This is a genomic window from Candidatus Gillettellia adelgis (genome assembly GCA_020541285.1).
Classification (GTDB): Bacteria; Pseudomonadota; Gammaproteobacteria; order Enterobacterales; family Enterobacteriaceae; genus Gillettellia; species Gillettellia adelgis.
Genome location: CP047043.1, coordinates 35,023 through 51,657, shown reverse-complemented (window position 1 = coordinate 51,657; position 16,635 = coordinate 35,023). Strand labels below are relative to the sequence as shown.

General features: G+C 29.4%; 2 protein-coding genes and 2 tRNA genes. 2 read left to right on the top strand and 2 right to left on the bottom strand.

Translation table 11 applies throughout. The features are described from left to right. Positions 1–1,089 precede the first annotated feature (1,089 nt). Both GIY03_RS00095 and rplY read right to left on the bottom strand, forming a co-directional pair. Positions 1,090–1,163, bottom strand: a tRNA-Pro gene (locus GIY03_RS00095). Between the two features lie 2,725 nt (positions 1,164–3,888). After that, positions 3,889–4,173 carry a 50S ribosomal protein L25 gene (gene rplY, locus GIY03_RS00090; RefSeq protein WP_457913707.1) on the bottom strand — a complete coding sequence of 95 codons (285 nt, stop codon included), beginning with the start codon at positions 4,171–4,173 and terminating at the stop codon, positions 3,889–3,891. An 8,802-nt stretch (positions 4,174–12,975) separates the two neighbouring features. Between rplY and zapA the strand changes: the two genes are divergently transcribed. Beyond that, positions 12,976–13,293 carry a cell division protein ZapA gene (gene zapA / locus GIY03_RS00085; RefSeq protein ID WP_457913706.1) on the top strand — a complete coding sequence of 106 codons (318 nt, stop codon included), beginning with the start codon at positions 12,976–12,978 and terminating at the stop codon, positions 13,291–13,293. 1,001 nt (positions 13,294–14,294) lie between these two features. Beyond that, a tRNA-Met gene (locus tag GIY03_RS00080) sits at positions 14,295–14,371 on the top strand. Positions 14,372–16,635 lie beyond the last annotated feature (2,264 nt).

Sequence of the window (16,635 nt, the reverse complement as noted above, 5' to 3'; positions counted from 1 at the left end):
CTGTTTACTTCTGTTAAATTTGCTGACTCAATTAAACAGCATATATGTATATTTCTTAAATCTATATTAGTGCGTTAAGTGCAACGTTTTAGTTTTTTATGTTTATAGGTCTTAATCCATATACGCGCTACAATAATTGCTTTTAAAAATATCGATGCTCATGCACTATATTAGTTCTGTGTTTCAAAAAAAATACTTTATAAAATCTACATGAATTTTATAATCTTCTTATTTTCTATCCATATCCGATATTCTTGGATGTCAATCCACATACTAGAGATAACTTTAGTAAAGTTAGTCTGTATTTCTGTTACCTGGTTTTATTAAATCTGCATAGCCAATCAAATTTAGCTATCAATAATAATGCATCTATATTCCTGTTATTGATAAATATTTATATTCCATAATTATTAGATGAAAGATATCAGATCATATTATAATGTAACCATAACCATATTATGGCTCTTAAACTATAACTGTAAAATAATTACTGAGCCTGTTTATCCTGATCGGATGTTATACATAAATATCTTCAATAGTATGTAAGTACTAGCTAGTTAGGGCCCTCTAACGGACACTTAATATCTCTGTAAATATGTGTGTATTTGTAAAAAAACCCAGAAGTATTGCAATAGTCGTATAAGGTAATAAATTACTTACTAATTCAAATGACTTATCTAATAACAGAGATAATTGATCTTTAGATATATATCTGCACAAAACTTAAATAACAACCACAAATGCTTTACATATTTCTCCATACCTTCTGAATACATCAAATCCTAATAATATAATATGTGTCTTCATTCAGGGATATAATACACCAAATGAAAATATTACTTGTTTATCGACATTAAGAATGACTAGATCAATAATATATCAACATAGGTGATTGGCTATTTAACACTTAATAAAGTAAATAAATAATAAAACCATTAAAATTAATACAAAAGCACCTTATACCAAGTATAATACAAGAATTTTAAAATAAAAAAACAGAATTTTCATGCTAGTACTATAGTGATAGCTTAAGCAAATCAAACCAATACGAACTTACTATCAAATAATACACTTATATACTTAAATTAATCGGCATGAGAGGATTCGAACCTCTGACCCCCGCCACCCCATGACGGTGCGCTACCAAGCTGCGCTACATGCCGATATAACCACATTATACTACTCCTTCTTAATTACTAATACACAATATTAATTACTTGAATATTTAGTCGTAATTATTTAATTAACCATAAAGTGTTGTAAATCTGTTAAATATACCATAACGCATATATCCTAGTTTCTAAGCTGTCTTTTATAATTATAGTTATGATAGCATCATATGACGATTGACTATGTCGTATTAGTATTTTTTCGATGTAGTTATTACAAGTTGATTACTATCACCTATAGCAATTTTATTGTTTTAATATTAGGTGACCAATAAGTTTAATCTCTTATAAATAATCAAGAAGTATAGTGTGTATGTACAATAAATGTTATTTAGCACAAATATCACATCATTTTGTAATCACCTTGCTAATAGTTTACACCCGTATACTCACTGAATAAACCGCCTATAGTCTATGCAACTTACGTTAGCTACAACCATTGCTCTTTTCCGTAGTTTTATTAGTATATCAAAATATAACACTATTCTTAGCTATAATTATTATTATAGTTTTATCCGAAAGAGCTAGTTACGTTAATCTTCTTAATATTAAAAGGATATGTCTTTCTAATCAGACATTATGTTTAATCGCGGTGCTACGGAATACAATCAGTTAATGACCATATTCTTTGTGGGTGTCACTAAAACACCGCTAACATTAATTTTGGCAAGGTAGAACATTGTATGGTTCTTATCCTCATACTAATATAGCCATAGCTATATATTTATTTCATTTTTTCTTATTAAGCATTGATGAGGAACAGTTCATCAAAAAACCTCTAAATGAAGCCAAGACGTGGCTGAGCTATCTCATAAAACAGACTAAAAAATATTTTTGTATGTACCTCTACATTCACTTATGTTGACAATATTCTGAAATGAAGAGGATTAGTATTAATGAGAATATACGTTATTGCTTAAAAATATAATTTAACATGTATAAGCAATCAAAATTCTATACGCTAGTTTTAATTTCACCTCAGAGACATATTATAGAAATAATATACTCTACACAAAATACTTTAATTAAATAACACAGTGTTTGTTGTGATATTTAAATTGCTGATTGCTCATAATATCTTGGTTATATATAAGAATTATTCTTTTGGTTACATCATTTAAATAGCATATATTTATGATATCTCGATGCATATGACCATCATCTATGGTGATCTTCCAGCGTTTACCTCAAGCGATATGCCAAGTGTGTTAATTTTATTACTTGTATTATATGAGTAGAATGAGCTAAAAATTAATCATTTTCCCGACTGTTTTCAGTATTCATAATCTTCTAAAACATGTCTGGAAGTTTTTTAATTATTTAATAAATACACTCAATAATCTTTTGTAGAGATCACTGTGACGATATATCATTGCATTATAGCTAGTACGATTAACATGTACTTTTTCTGCTAGGTAATTACACAATCATAGCCTCTATTATAGATAAAAAGCATTGATAAAAAGCTCATTAATTTTATGATTCTTAATATCTGTAAATATCTTGCATTTTCTAGATTTATTTACTAAATATCTAGGTATTCATTACTATATAAGCACATATAAATCCGTAAGACAAAGAATCTAATTAGCATCTTACACCATGTTTTAATGAGTTAGACAACCTTGAATATATTAAAGGTATTATTGTTGCTTGTAATCTTAGTGATTATTAAGGTATTTAAGCAAAAAGATTCGAAGAAGTTTACGCATTAATCATACTATATATAATGTTATATAAGTATAAAAAACAAATATTAGCTATCTTGTTTTTTGACTCATGTTAATTAATAATACAAAAAAATTAAAGATAATGGTGATACTTCAACATATTTATAAAACAAATCGATAGCCTACTTAATAAAACCCAAACTAGAAAAACTGTATTATTCGATGAATTATGTCAAAACTTTTTTAATGTTCACGCCTGTTACTATTACATACTGATAACCAGCTAGTTTATAGGATGCGATATACAAGCGTCCTACTATATATTTAATTTTTCTACGTAATAGATAAAATCTATTCGTAGTATTGTATACTCATGCTCACATATAAATAAACACTATAAAATATCAATACTATCTATTTTTTAACGTCAAATCAATATACACTTTTAGTATATATTGATTTAACCAAGTTAACAACATATTCAAATTTAATAATTTATTTTAGGATCTATAAGAATATAAAGTGTAATCTTCAAATTTTATATAGTTTACCTATTAACAACTAAACATCTTTATACTTAAGTAAAACATGAATAGTTATATTCTATATGTTTCGTAATTTTTAGAATGTAAAACCCAAAAATTCACATAGATCTATGCCACCACAGGTGCTTATATTACGCTAAAACAAGATACACGCAATTTCACATAAAGATAACTTCTGATTGTGCTACAATTAAGTGAAGAGTACTATTATTAAAAATAATACTATCTTATAAAAAACGTACTACTTTCCTTGCTAACTTCAATATATTACATTAGTTAACTAGCGATTACAAAAATTGTAAGTAATATACAGGTATACTATACTCTAGTATTATAGAGCAAGCAAATCGTAAGGCATTTTTTGATAGACTAACCAGTCACATAACTAATCCATTTTATCAACTAACTTATAGTCATAAGTTATTACTCAATAATGACAAATAAAATATAATTTTACTATTGTGCATATACGTCGATATCCTCAAATGTTCTAATATATTGCAATTATTTGCGCAAAAAGTCAATATGGGTGAGCTGCGATTTAAAAGGGTGACGTTGTATCGCCTGAACCTTAACAATGGTTTCTTTGCCATTAATTACTAGCATCATGGTTTCGCTATAAAATTCCGCCTTAGACTCTATGTTTTTAACAGAGTATTCGTCTAGAATAATAGCTACTGGTAATTCTTTTCCACCATACAAGATAGCTGGAAATTTATTCTCTATACGTAGACGACGGCTTGCACTTTTACCGTGATTTTTACGTAGCTGTGCATTAATAATAAACATTTTTTTCTCTAAAAATGAAATTTTTCGTGAGATAGGCAAGCTAATAGAAGCTTAATAACTTACCTAAGAATTTCGAACATTTATATTAAAAAGTAGCCTTTTAAATACTAAATTCTCTGCAGAACTATACAAATCCAACTAAAGTAGTATCCATTGCATTAATATAATTTTATTATACAATAAACCTCATTGATAATCAAGCGCTTTCCTGACAGTTACTGTCATGAATTACATAGGCATATTGTAAAATATAAGTTATGCAACAACCACTGTAGTTTGTTATCTCAAAGAGAGTTTTATAGAATTAAAAACAACTATTATAAATTAACATAAATAAAGTAAGACAGTTGAAAGATTCTGCTGTACTAGCGTCTGTCAAAAACGTGTGCTAGTACTCATTATTGCTGTGCGACTGCATGTGTGACCCGAAGATACAAATTTGTATAGTTACAATTATGTTATAAAGTTATTTTACTAGGTTATAGTACTACATACTCAAATCTCAGTGTTATCTAACTCATAACGTGAGGTTTGAATAATGTCTGATAACCTACAAGACAGCAATAACAGGTAGTACTTTTTTATTCTTGTATGTTAAGTACACATTACAGAAAAATAGCAGTTACATGATTAGCCATAATTCTCGTTATCTTTATGTATCTTAGTAGTAGTCGTAACACGTCCCATACAATGATGTTACTATTTTGCAGCACTTACTACCTAGTAATTATAACTATAACTACAGTTCATAAAAAACATTAGGCCAGTTGCATGTTGTTGTGAATTTAAGTAATATCTTTATAGGGTAAATAATCATAAGGATTATTACTCTGTTCAAAATATATCATTATCCTTTTCCGTATGCTAGTTGTAATTAAAACTAGCATTGTAAAATATATCTAATATATGCGATGAAGTATAAAATAGCACTGCAGTTAATATATAATACGTTGAAATTAACGTTCCGTGCTAATTTGTTGCTTACAATTCTAATAAATTTTATTAAAACTTATACTTATCGCGCTACTCTATAGCAATATAGCGATAGCAGCAGACAAATTTGTCAATTACAACAACATCTTTAACTCTCACTGACATATTTCGAATAATATTACAAAACATGTTTGCTTTTACATGTGTCACGGTATACTGAGCATACTTATCTAATCATGCATAAAAATAGAGTCGTGTTGTTTTTGATAGTACGGTAAATCTACCGTATTAGATAGCCTATCCTTTATCATAATTAGACGACTACACTGTGCTCGTGCAACCAGAATATTTAGTTGCTGCAGTGACATTATAAATAAAACAATTGTATTATATTGAGTAACAGTCATTTCAGTAAGTTTTCTTACTGAAAGTATTTGCAGATAAAAATAAACAATCAATAAAGCATTATTTACATAGACTTATACAAACTGTATACTGTACCGTTTTCTAAGATTATCAATATCTAAAAATCTACGTTACTTGACTATATAAGAGTTCGTCAAGTCTAATCATTAGGTAATGATAGTGATACAATCTGGCTACTCATGACATGTTCATCTATATTTAGAATTAAATTCTCTATATCTATAGAAGTAACTCACCTTATATATGTGCCTATTTTGTTTCGGTTATACTATTGTCTAGTTAGAAGCATTTCACTTATTTAAGTTTCTAAAAATCATTTTATCTGCCTGTAATTTTAATCATTACCTTCTTTCTCACCTTTATCTTCTTAATAATATTATGATATTGATTATGCTTTATACGTAGCATAGTTATGATGAGTCAATGTATCATTACACGATTAACCAAGCTTTGAAAATCATGAACAATCTATTTTAAGCGCATTATAATAAAATTATAATCTTATTACATTAGCATTACTTCTTGTAGTACTGACAGATGAGAAAATTGGTTATTATGGTTTGATAAAACTGGTACTAACTGATGTAAGCCTATCCTATATTTCTATAAGAAATCTTATATAAGTAAGTTACTACAGACTCATAAAGTCAAGAACTGTATAGATTCTAACATATGTAATATCTCTATATTTATATAAGTACAGTGTAAATTTAAACTTGATAATGCAAAAACTTTTATTAGATACAGGTCAATTTAAAAAATTAACTTTGATTAATTGTAGCCTCGATACCTAGGGAGGCAACGCCTTTAATTCGCGACTAGTCAACACTAATTCTCTATACTGCGCTTGCTAACGTACATTAAATTTATGCTTTAATATCTCAATTATCAGTAAAACTATTCTATTAATAGCATTATTTTAATGAATATATTAAGTATTGAACGGATATGTAAATCTATCTTTCTAAAAGCTTGCAACCTTCGTTACCCATTTTATAAACTTAGTGTTAAAGAGCATAACGGTTGCTTGTAAAGCGTAACTTTGTATATAAGAGTGCTTTCTTTGTCTATCTATGTTCTATAAACTGACATTAAACTTGATAATAATATATCAATAAGTATATACTATAATACTGTATTGTTATTACATAACTACTATTTTACCTCATGACTTAGAAATAAATATTACTTCTAATACTTAGTACTTTAATTTATTCCTCATCACTAAATACTCACCACATTCAGATAAGCTGTGTTGCGTTATAATGTAATTATAAACGCTTGATCTGCTAAAGCGTCTAAAACATAGAGTATTATTACGCTGCAAATTAGGTAGCTAGTTTTAAACCACCCATACACATATAGTTTACTAAGACATATAAAATATGTCACATAATGCATCTCTACCCATAAGTAGAGCAAATACTTACGGTTTGATTTTATCAATTTATTTTTATAAGTACATGTATTCAATTTTATTAATAAAAAATCTAGACATCTCTAACAAACTATTAATATCAAAATATGCAAATATATGCAAGTGGTCTTAATAACCACTAAAATTTATAACTTAAGATTACACTCAAATGCTTTCACTAAAAAATCTTCTTTTCATTATATCTTTTGGAACCTAAATAATAGCGCACATAAACTGCACATCAAGTTTCGACAAAACATCAGCTTGTAGCATCAACACACAACTTATTAATAAACTAACAGAGAAGTTTCTAATAATTTGACATTTGATTACTTAGCAGATTATTGAGGAAATTAATGCATATGAGTTTTACGTTACTTATTGCATTATTCCAAATATAATACAATAGCTATGTTGCAATGGTGTAGCGATAAACACTTGATCTACAAAATAAATAGTATGAAACTTCTAAATAGAACGGGCTATCTCTATATAACTAGAACAAGACTAGATCATCAGAATCAATATAGATTCTAGAACCTAACACTCTGCAACCCGCTTCTACATTTAGAAAAGATCATAGAAAATCACACACAACAAAACAAGCAATAAATGCGTCTTTTAATAAATCATGCTGGTAGGAACATCTAGCTTTTTAACAAAATTTCATTTTAATCAAATACAAACAATTATAAAAAATTCATCATGCTTTCTCAACATCGAAGTATTTAATTCAAGAAAATTTAAGATATTTTAATAGGTATATATTATTTGGTGGGTTTAAACATCACGAACCACAACCGCCTAATATATCTAGCGTTTAAGTACACGACATATGTTCAGGTAAAATAAAATAAAACAACCCGTTAGATAAGATTCTTAAATAGCTGTTCTGGAAAATTGTTTAAACCCATCTCTTAACGCACAATCTTAGAGTTAGTACCTAGTAAGCTATGTATTAGTTGTAATCTAGTACTTCGTACTAACTTTGCTAAACATGATAACTATATAAATAACTTAAAAACATCTTCCATAATAATTCGCATCATCATATTGTCACAATTTTTACGATATTCATCACAACACATATAAATACTAATTAATATCCTGTTTGCATCTCTGAAAACAACAAAGCTCACTAATTAATGCGAAAGTATTTATAACACTTAAATTCACCTCAATGCTTAAATTCGCTTCCTTTCTAGATAAGGAGTTATCGTATGCATCACACCCCAAATATAGCACTAAGCTATACGTCGACACTTCTTCGACTCATAGAAAGGTTATACGCTCACTCTCTAAATAGCAAGGGTTTAATCACATATCAAAGGCTACTACTAATCGGTAATTAAGTTGATCGCGTGATAATTGCTATAGTTGTGCTGCATTAAGCGCTGTGATTGATGATATCATTAAACTAATGATGCGGACTAGTAAGCAAAAAAACATTAGTATTCTATTACCATAAATACCTCCTGCGCTATTAAAAAATGCGATACTAGCGTGAATGCTAGCGATGAACACAGAACAATGAAAATCTTCATCGGTCATAAAAACAATGGTGTGCTGACACAATCATGAATCTGCACTCTTTGCAACCATCATGAGTTGAATATTCCAAAGTTGTTCATTTTCCATATAATACAGACATTACAATTTCTCTAGATCGCTGGTTTAACAATAGCTTATCAGCAAAGTAATACCTGGTAAGTTTGTAACACATCTCCACAATACCTTTTAATTAAAACTTTTCTATAATATGACCCAGATCGCTCAAGCCATATTTTTGAACAATAATACCCCTAAAATCATCACCATCCATACCTCTATTAAAATTATAAGAATTTATATGGCCTTTAAATATCTTGCTAGGCCACCGATATGTCGCAGTAAATACTTAATGGGATTATCGATAACTAAAACACGTAGTTCTGGCGTTTTGGTGTTTGAATAATATTCAGAACTGCCTTGCTAATGCTGTAATCAATCAACTACTATATTCTATAAGCTACAAGCTAGTGCTTGTCCTATCATATCGCCGCTAGCAATAATCAAATTCTTACATTTAGATTATTGTAGTAGCATACTATTCAGGTGAGTAACTAATATTAGTCTAATGCATAACTCATTCCAACATACGTTTTATTAAACATGCATATTATTGGTAATTTCGCCATAATTAGCAAAGCTAAATTTCGACTAACAATCAGAGAACCATAGAAGCTCGAGAATCAACGAATTAACCGACATTCACAGCAATAACTGCTTTATGATTCTTTGGTTGCCATTGCTGATAAGGATCAAAAAATATATCTACCAAGCTTTGTGTTATTATTTGTGATGTTCTCTAATGTTTTCGCTAGCAATATTACGTTGCACAATTAAAGCTAAACCCTTACTCAAAAATCGGCTGGCATTCCTGTGCAGCATATCACCATTACAGCTAATCGATGGTTAACGTACCGATTAGTTTTGAATAAACTAAGAGGATCATAGTGGCATTTCATAAGCTTTAAATATTCCTAAATACTCACTAAAACTTTTTATAACGTGTTAATAAAGGCTGATCATCCCAATCGTTGATATTTTGTGCGATTCCTGTGAACGACATTATACTATAGAGTTATACCCTCGTGACGTTGACGTTGACAGAGTCACCAACGGTTAGTATTTGCGCGAATCGTTCAAGATTAAACTCTGTCATCTTCTGCAGTAGTGACGATTGTCAATATTAGCAAAGTGCGCATAGTCAGAGTCAGCTGCAAATAGGATACTGAAAATCTTTATTCACGCAGAACACGAGGCATTAGTTGCCACTAGCAGTTGCTTGCTAATACACTGGCTATTATTCAACGTTACTTATACATGTTCATCGATAAGAAGCACACTAACTATTCGTCTGAGATAATGCAATGTCAAGCGGTGTACATTGTGAAGCTAAATAAAAGTCGCTGGTCAGCGACATCATGTGGCTCCACTACCTCATCCAAACTAGAGACGCATTAATAGTGCACGTATAAGTTAAGCTAGAATTGAATGATCTTACTAACATAAACTTGAATAGTAGTCGTCGCATAGTCTCGTAGTACTGAAAATATCGATACACCTCAACTACTGACAAGTAGTATTTTACACAACTTTAACGCGAGCATCACAACCACATGACTAATGTCTAGATAATGTATTCCAGTAAATCTACTGCCATGCGGCTATAGAGTAGTACCACAATAGCTAGGTGATCAAATCGCACCAACATACCACCGTCAATAATGATTATACTCAATCTTTTAATCTAGTTTTAGTATAAAATATCTATATAATCTACGTACTTTATACGCTGAATTAGCTTTTATTACTATCAAGCATATTTCAATAATATACTTGATACAGCTTCTAACACCATGATACTCTGCTAGTCATCCGTATTCCAACACGCCATACAGACCGAAAGGAAGTACAATGTTTCATGCCAACACCCCCAATTACATGTGAATGTTTCTAATCACTGATATCATGTAATTCGAAACCCGCATAATCACTAAATATACATAAAATTGACAGCACGCCTACTTGATATGTAGTAGCTCTACTTCCACTCTGTCTTCAATTAAATGTAGTAATAATCGCGCGAACTACTTAGTGGTCGATTGCCATGATAACAGTGCTACGTCTAAGCATTACTATGATATAACTATACAATAAATAGTATTGTATAAACTATATAGGACGGTTGGGTAATCTCTCCTTTGCATTAACCGGAAAGCGAGTCATATCACCTATGTATTCTGGATATTTCAAGTGAATATCCATTAACGCTGCATCGCCATCTTGCATTATAAATGCATGTTCGATGCAATGAAAGACACAGCGATTTTTCGCTACTCACAACAATATTGTCAGCAGACAACAAGTACAAAATTAACAAATTCGCGACAAATTTTCGCCTTTATAAGTCTTGATATACACTGGTCAACATACTGCTAGTTTCGCGAATATGCATTAACATACTACTTTTAGTTGTGCGGCGTATTATCTATAGTTTCTTTAAACATCTATAAATCACCCTATATCACGAAATTATAGACGACAATCAATTTTTATTAGCATATCTAAAAATTGTAGAATCTATCTGTACATAGATCATTAAATGCACCATAAAATCTCTAATTAGCTTCATGCTTTTTACTTGTCGCGTAATAGATTACATCCTCCTGCTTAATGAGGAAAGTTTAGTCGTTTATGCACGGTATGAAAAATCAGAATATTTATAACTAATATAACTGGTGTCACAGACTTTAGACAACAACCCCACTATATTTCCATTGTTAGATAACCTACTCTAACTAAAACATGCTATATTTATAATGTTCCTGATTTCACTACACTGCATATTTCAACTAGCTTCTCAATACAATTTTTCTACACCTGCCAGCGTCACTACTATAATATGGTGTTTAGTAGAATACTTATTTAATTGTCTGGTATAACGAACCATCATAAATGCATCTTATATGTTCTAAAATGATCGTACTTACATATACCACCACTCTATCTAGCAACTACTCTAGTATTATTGAATTTTTTTATTTTAGTTACAGTATATAAACAAATATAATAGAGATTATTATTAGACTCATTGAGTGTACAATGCATTTAAGCTAAATCGGATTATGTTGTACTGAACCGTCATGGGAAATGACCAAACAGATGGCGCATCAGCATATTTAAGCATCTCACAGTTTTCATAAAAACTCACAGATAATATGCGACTCTTTATCTTAAAGAGAGCCATACATTTATTAATGTATTGTGTCGTCATTGATCAAGCGATTTTCTTGAAAATTACATCATCTGTTCTTAGGTTATAAGTAACTAACTGATATCACACTGCTCTATTAGAGCAGACTATATAATCTCTTCCACTATCAATACTTAATTGTATTGATAGTCATCATCAAAGATAAATAATTAATATATTTATTCTGTAATCATAATGCTTTAGAATACCAAGTCGTAATTTACAAAAGCATTAGAAAGCACGACTATTATGCCACTGCGTGTTTTAATGTCTTTAGGATTATAGTAAATTAATAATATTTATATTGATACTACTACCGCGAGTATCTAACCAAATGATGGTGATTTATTCTGTATGTGAAATAAATAATCTCACCTATAGAATTACTTGGAGATTCTTAATCATTTTCTGTGTTTATAGGATTTTAAATCCGTAGTATCTGCACTTTTAGGGCACCGATATGGTGTATATAATTTTTCGCTAAACTTTCATTATACAGAAATACATTATCTCTAAAATAATATCAAAAATACTTGACGTGTTATCATAAAACTAAATGATAGATGATATCTCTCACAGAGGGTAATCTTATATGCATGAAAATTTTATAAAAATCAAGCTGCAGAGCCATGGCTATCAAGATGATAGTACAACTTATTATTCTCAAATTGCTTGCTAATATAACGCTGTACGCATACTTTTACTAAAGTTTAAAACAAAATAATTTTTTAAAAAATTTTCGTTTTTAAAATCTAAAATAATAAATTTGTTCGAGTGTATCTTATATTAATTATAGCGTTTTAATAGGAGCGTTCAAGCACCAGAATTTCCTTGCAGGAAATGTAACATTCATTTTTATAAATAAAGGATTTTTATAAAAACAACTTTAACAACTATGAGTGTAATCATTAACATGCATTGTCATTATTGAAACCCTGTACTTATACATCTCATGCCATAATAAATGTACTCTCAGTACATACCAGTGTATGAATATTACTTCTTTGCTTTTATAGGATCGTTTAAATAAAAACATGTTACTTATTTAATAGTATATTACTACCATGCAACACCACTATATTAGAAAGTCATGAGTCGTTCTAGAAGGTGTAGTATGTAAGTGCAAATCAACTCAGTATTATTTAATGCTAAAATATTTAATACGATCCGCTTTAGCTATTTAATACAATTAAACTGAAGCTAACTGACATTAATGTGGGAAGGTAACATGTCTGCAACATTAGTAGATGTTCGAATTTTTGGTCGGTTGTTAAGAGTAAACTGTCCACAAGAACAACAAGATGCATTAAATATAGCAGCAGGCGATCTTAATCAACGATTACAAAATCTAAAAGATCGCACGCATGTATTGAACACTGAGACATTACTTTTTATTACGGCATTAAATGTTTGTCATGAACTAACACAAGAAAAACTAAAAACACAAAATCATGAATCTAAAATTGAGCAGCGCATTCGTATTTTGCTACAGACTATTGAGCAAGCTTTGCTTGCACAAAGCAATGTATCTCTAAAACTGGAATGAAATAACATATAATATATTTTATAATATAAAACTTTTAGCAACTCGTCAATACCATTCTACTCTTTGAAATAGTAATGATAATATCTATAGGATAAGCGGGTTTTTGTGATATAGCAGCACTTGATGTAACAAGAGATTACGCATACCTCCTAGGTTACTCCTTAATGTCTAAATAACTTATAAACGGTTAAATCTTTGAAAACTCTAGAGAATATTGGTTCATTATCTTAAATATTGCTTAATCAACTAACGTGACGCTAGCGATATTGATCGTGTTTGATGTTCTAGTCAAAAATCGATATGGCAAACATGTTACATACTCTCAGATTGTACTTTTAGTAACGGAGTGAAAGTATTCTGTAATACTCACAAGTAACCTATAGAATCGAGTAAATCGTCACTAAATACTGCCTATGCTACTACCAGACTGATAGACGCTTTAATTTAATTTGTAGTTAATCGCATTATTATAACGACGTATCGATACAATCGGGTACGCTTGAACTTATTTAACATCATACTTGCTATTGTAAAAACAAAATAAACGTAGATACAATGCCTACAACAGACTACGTGCATTGTATAGACAAGTATTACTATGATTAATATCTCGGTAGATAGCATTACTATATACCTGATATCATCACTGAGTTTTCAAACACACCAGTTTTTCCTTGCTCACCGCTGTCACTGATTCATCTAATCTATGCGTATTTATAGATTTTACCGACAAAATTCAGCTTCACATCTACTTTAATCACTCTTTTAAATAGTTTTGATCTTTTGATTTTATACTAATCTTTCACGTTATAATATAACATGTGTACTATACTGATAATCTACAAACACCTATTAACAAAAAATTACTTATATTTAAAGCATGAAATGTTCATAAAAGAACAAATACCGTTAATTTTAGAGTAAAATAATTTTTATTCAAAAAAACTATAAAAATAGCTTGCAATAAATTCTATGAAAAGATAAACTAGATATCTGTTGGACGCGGGGTGGAGCAGCCCGGTAGCTCGTCGGGCTCATAACCCGAAGGTCGTCGGTTCAAATCCGACCCCCGCAACCAAAATTATCGTTATTAAAATGATTTTTATTTCAACTAAATCACACTCTTTTATCTAAAAACAGAGCGTAGTGATTTTGTACTTTTTACATCATTAACGACCTTATATCCCATTAAAATATTAAATCAATCTTGCAACATTGAATTGATAAATGTTCGTAGCTAAAATTATGAATGTCTTACTAATTTCTCGTATTATTCCGCACAGCATCTCAATTTTTTATTATGTATTACCCCAATCTCCATTAAACTCCTAACATTAGTATATATATTTTCAGTACTTCAATATGATTATTGATCCTATGAGAGAAACATCTTAAACCTTAAGAAGCTCTCATACGCATTATGTAGTTTGAAAGAATTCACTCAGCACAGAAAGATAAAAATTATTTCTCACTCACTCATTTTGTTCTCCATTTTTTTAAAGTTTAAACATCAGTTATAAAAGATACGATCAAGATCAATATTAAGCATTAAACACGTAGAACTCACCACTTACCTTTGTTATGTAGTAATATTCCAAACTGTAATAAAATAACTAGTATGTTACTGCTGACAGCACAACATATATGGATTGTTAGTCTAGTTATGCTACGCATATATAACTATCCAGTATGTTTTGAAAATACCATGTATCTACATATACTATCTAAATTGTCTCTATCTAACAGGTAGCCGCATGTCAATTTTTGCTTTTTGTGTCAGATATATAGCGTTGATAACCATTTTAAAACTTATTATTCTTGCTCTCATTTTTATTGTTTATAAAATTCTAAAATATCTTATATAATTAGAAAAGTATATAAGATACCATTTATAAAATGAACTTATTCTAGCGAAATCATTATCATTTAATGAATTATTATATATAATTATATATAATTATATAATTAATATTGTAGAATACATTAATCTACTCAATTATTTACTATGTAATTCATAAGATTTATGTATAAAATTTTAACAAACTTGCAAGATAATATGTTAAGAAACATGGAAATACTAAGATAAAAATCTTTATTGATTAGGTTTAAATACACAATTAATCTATATTTTTGAATATTCACGCAAACAGACAAAGTCTGATCACACGTTATACATGTTAAAACAATAACAAAACATCATAATATTTTATATCTCAATTACTTTCATTGGTATCACTACTTACAACATAATGATCTTAGTTGATAATAATTCTTTTTTACTTTTATCAAAGGTAAAACATAATTTTAATATTTTCGTATAACACTTTCATGGAAATACACTAGAACTTTAACCTCATTTAATGATTATAGTAATTAATTTTAAATAATTAAATCTAGCAAGTTTTTATTATCAATAAATCAGGCTTGATTTATTGATGATAAAAATAAATGACTTATTTAATATATTAGTTAAATAATCCACACGAGTATTCTTTATTAAGAATAATACCGTATATTAACGTTTGTTTATTAAAAGTACGTGCGTCAATACACTTATACTACCAGATTGTATTATTAATGATTCATGCACTAGGATAATAACTCTTATATAATCTACTATAAACAATAAAATATGATACGCTTAAAAGCGTCTATCTTGTCTGCATAACTGCTAAATTGACGAACGCGATATAGTAACAATAATAATAGCCACTATTAGTTATGATGATAGCCTCACCTTTGATGCCTGAAAGAATCTACGAATTGTTAAAGTATTGATTTTTACATATAAATTAAACACTTCACTAATCTGAGATTAATATTATACACACAAAGAACAGAACAAATCTATAAATATTAATCCTTCAATTATTAAGCATTTATTGAGAGATCTTAGTATTAAAGAGCAATAAAATTATTGCGGGCTTACCATCACACTTACAGTGTGATGCTTAAACCTATTAAATTCAAAATATTCTTTAAAATAGAAATTAGACCCTTTTAAAATATTTATAATCTTGATGTACAACTAACTTGACGATTTTTTAACCAACATGCTCACAATATGACATTAAGATGTATCAATGCTTCATGTCGTCATATCTACCACAGTAGCTATTAAAGAACATCAAATCTAATACACTACATGCTTAATATAATATTTAATGTACACAATCAAAGTACACGAAAACCGAGTATAAATGAAACCGGCACTGCAATGCATGACTATTGATGTTTAAATCTAAACATTGAACGTAGTTTATTAGGGTAGTTATTTCTCTAAAAAAAGCATTACACTCCTAACTGATCGCTCATCACTATAATCTCTACATCGGCTCATAC

Coding starts and splice junctions, on each gene's coding strand:
- zapA (WP_457913706.1), top strand. CDS start 12,976: ATGTCTGCAACATTAGTAGATGTTCGAATTTTTGGTCGGTTGTTAAGA.
- rplY (WP_457913707.1), bottom strand. CDS start 4,173: ATGTTTATTATTAATGCACAGCTACGTAAAAATCACGGTAAAAGTGCA.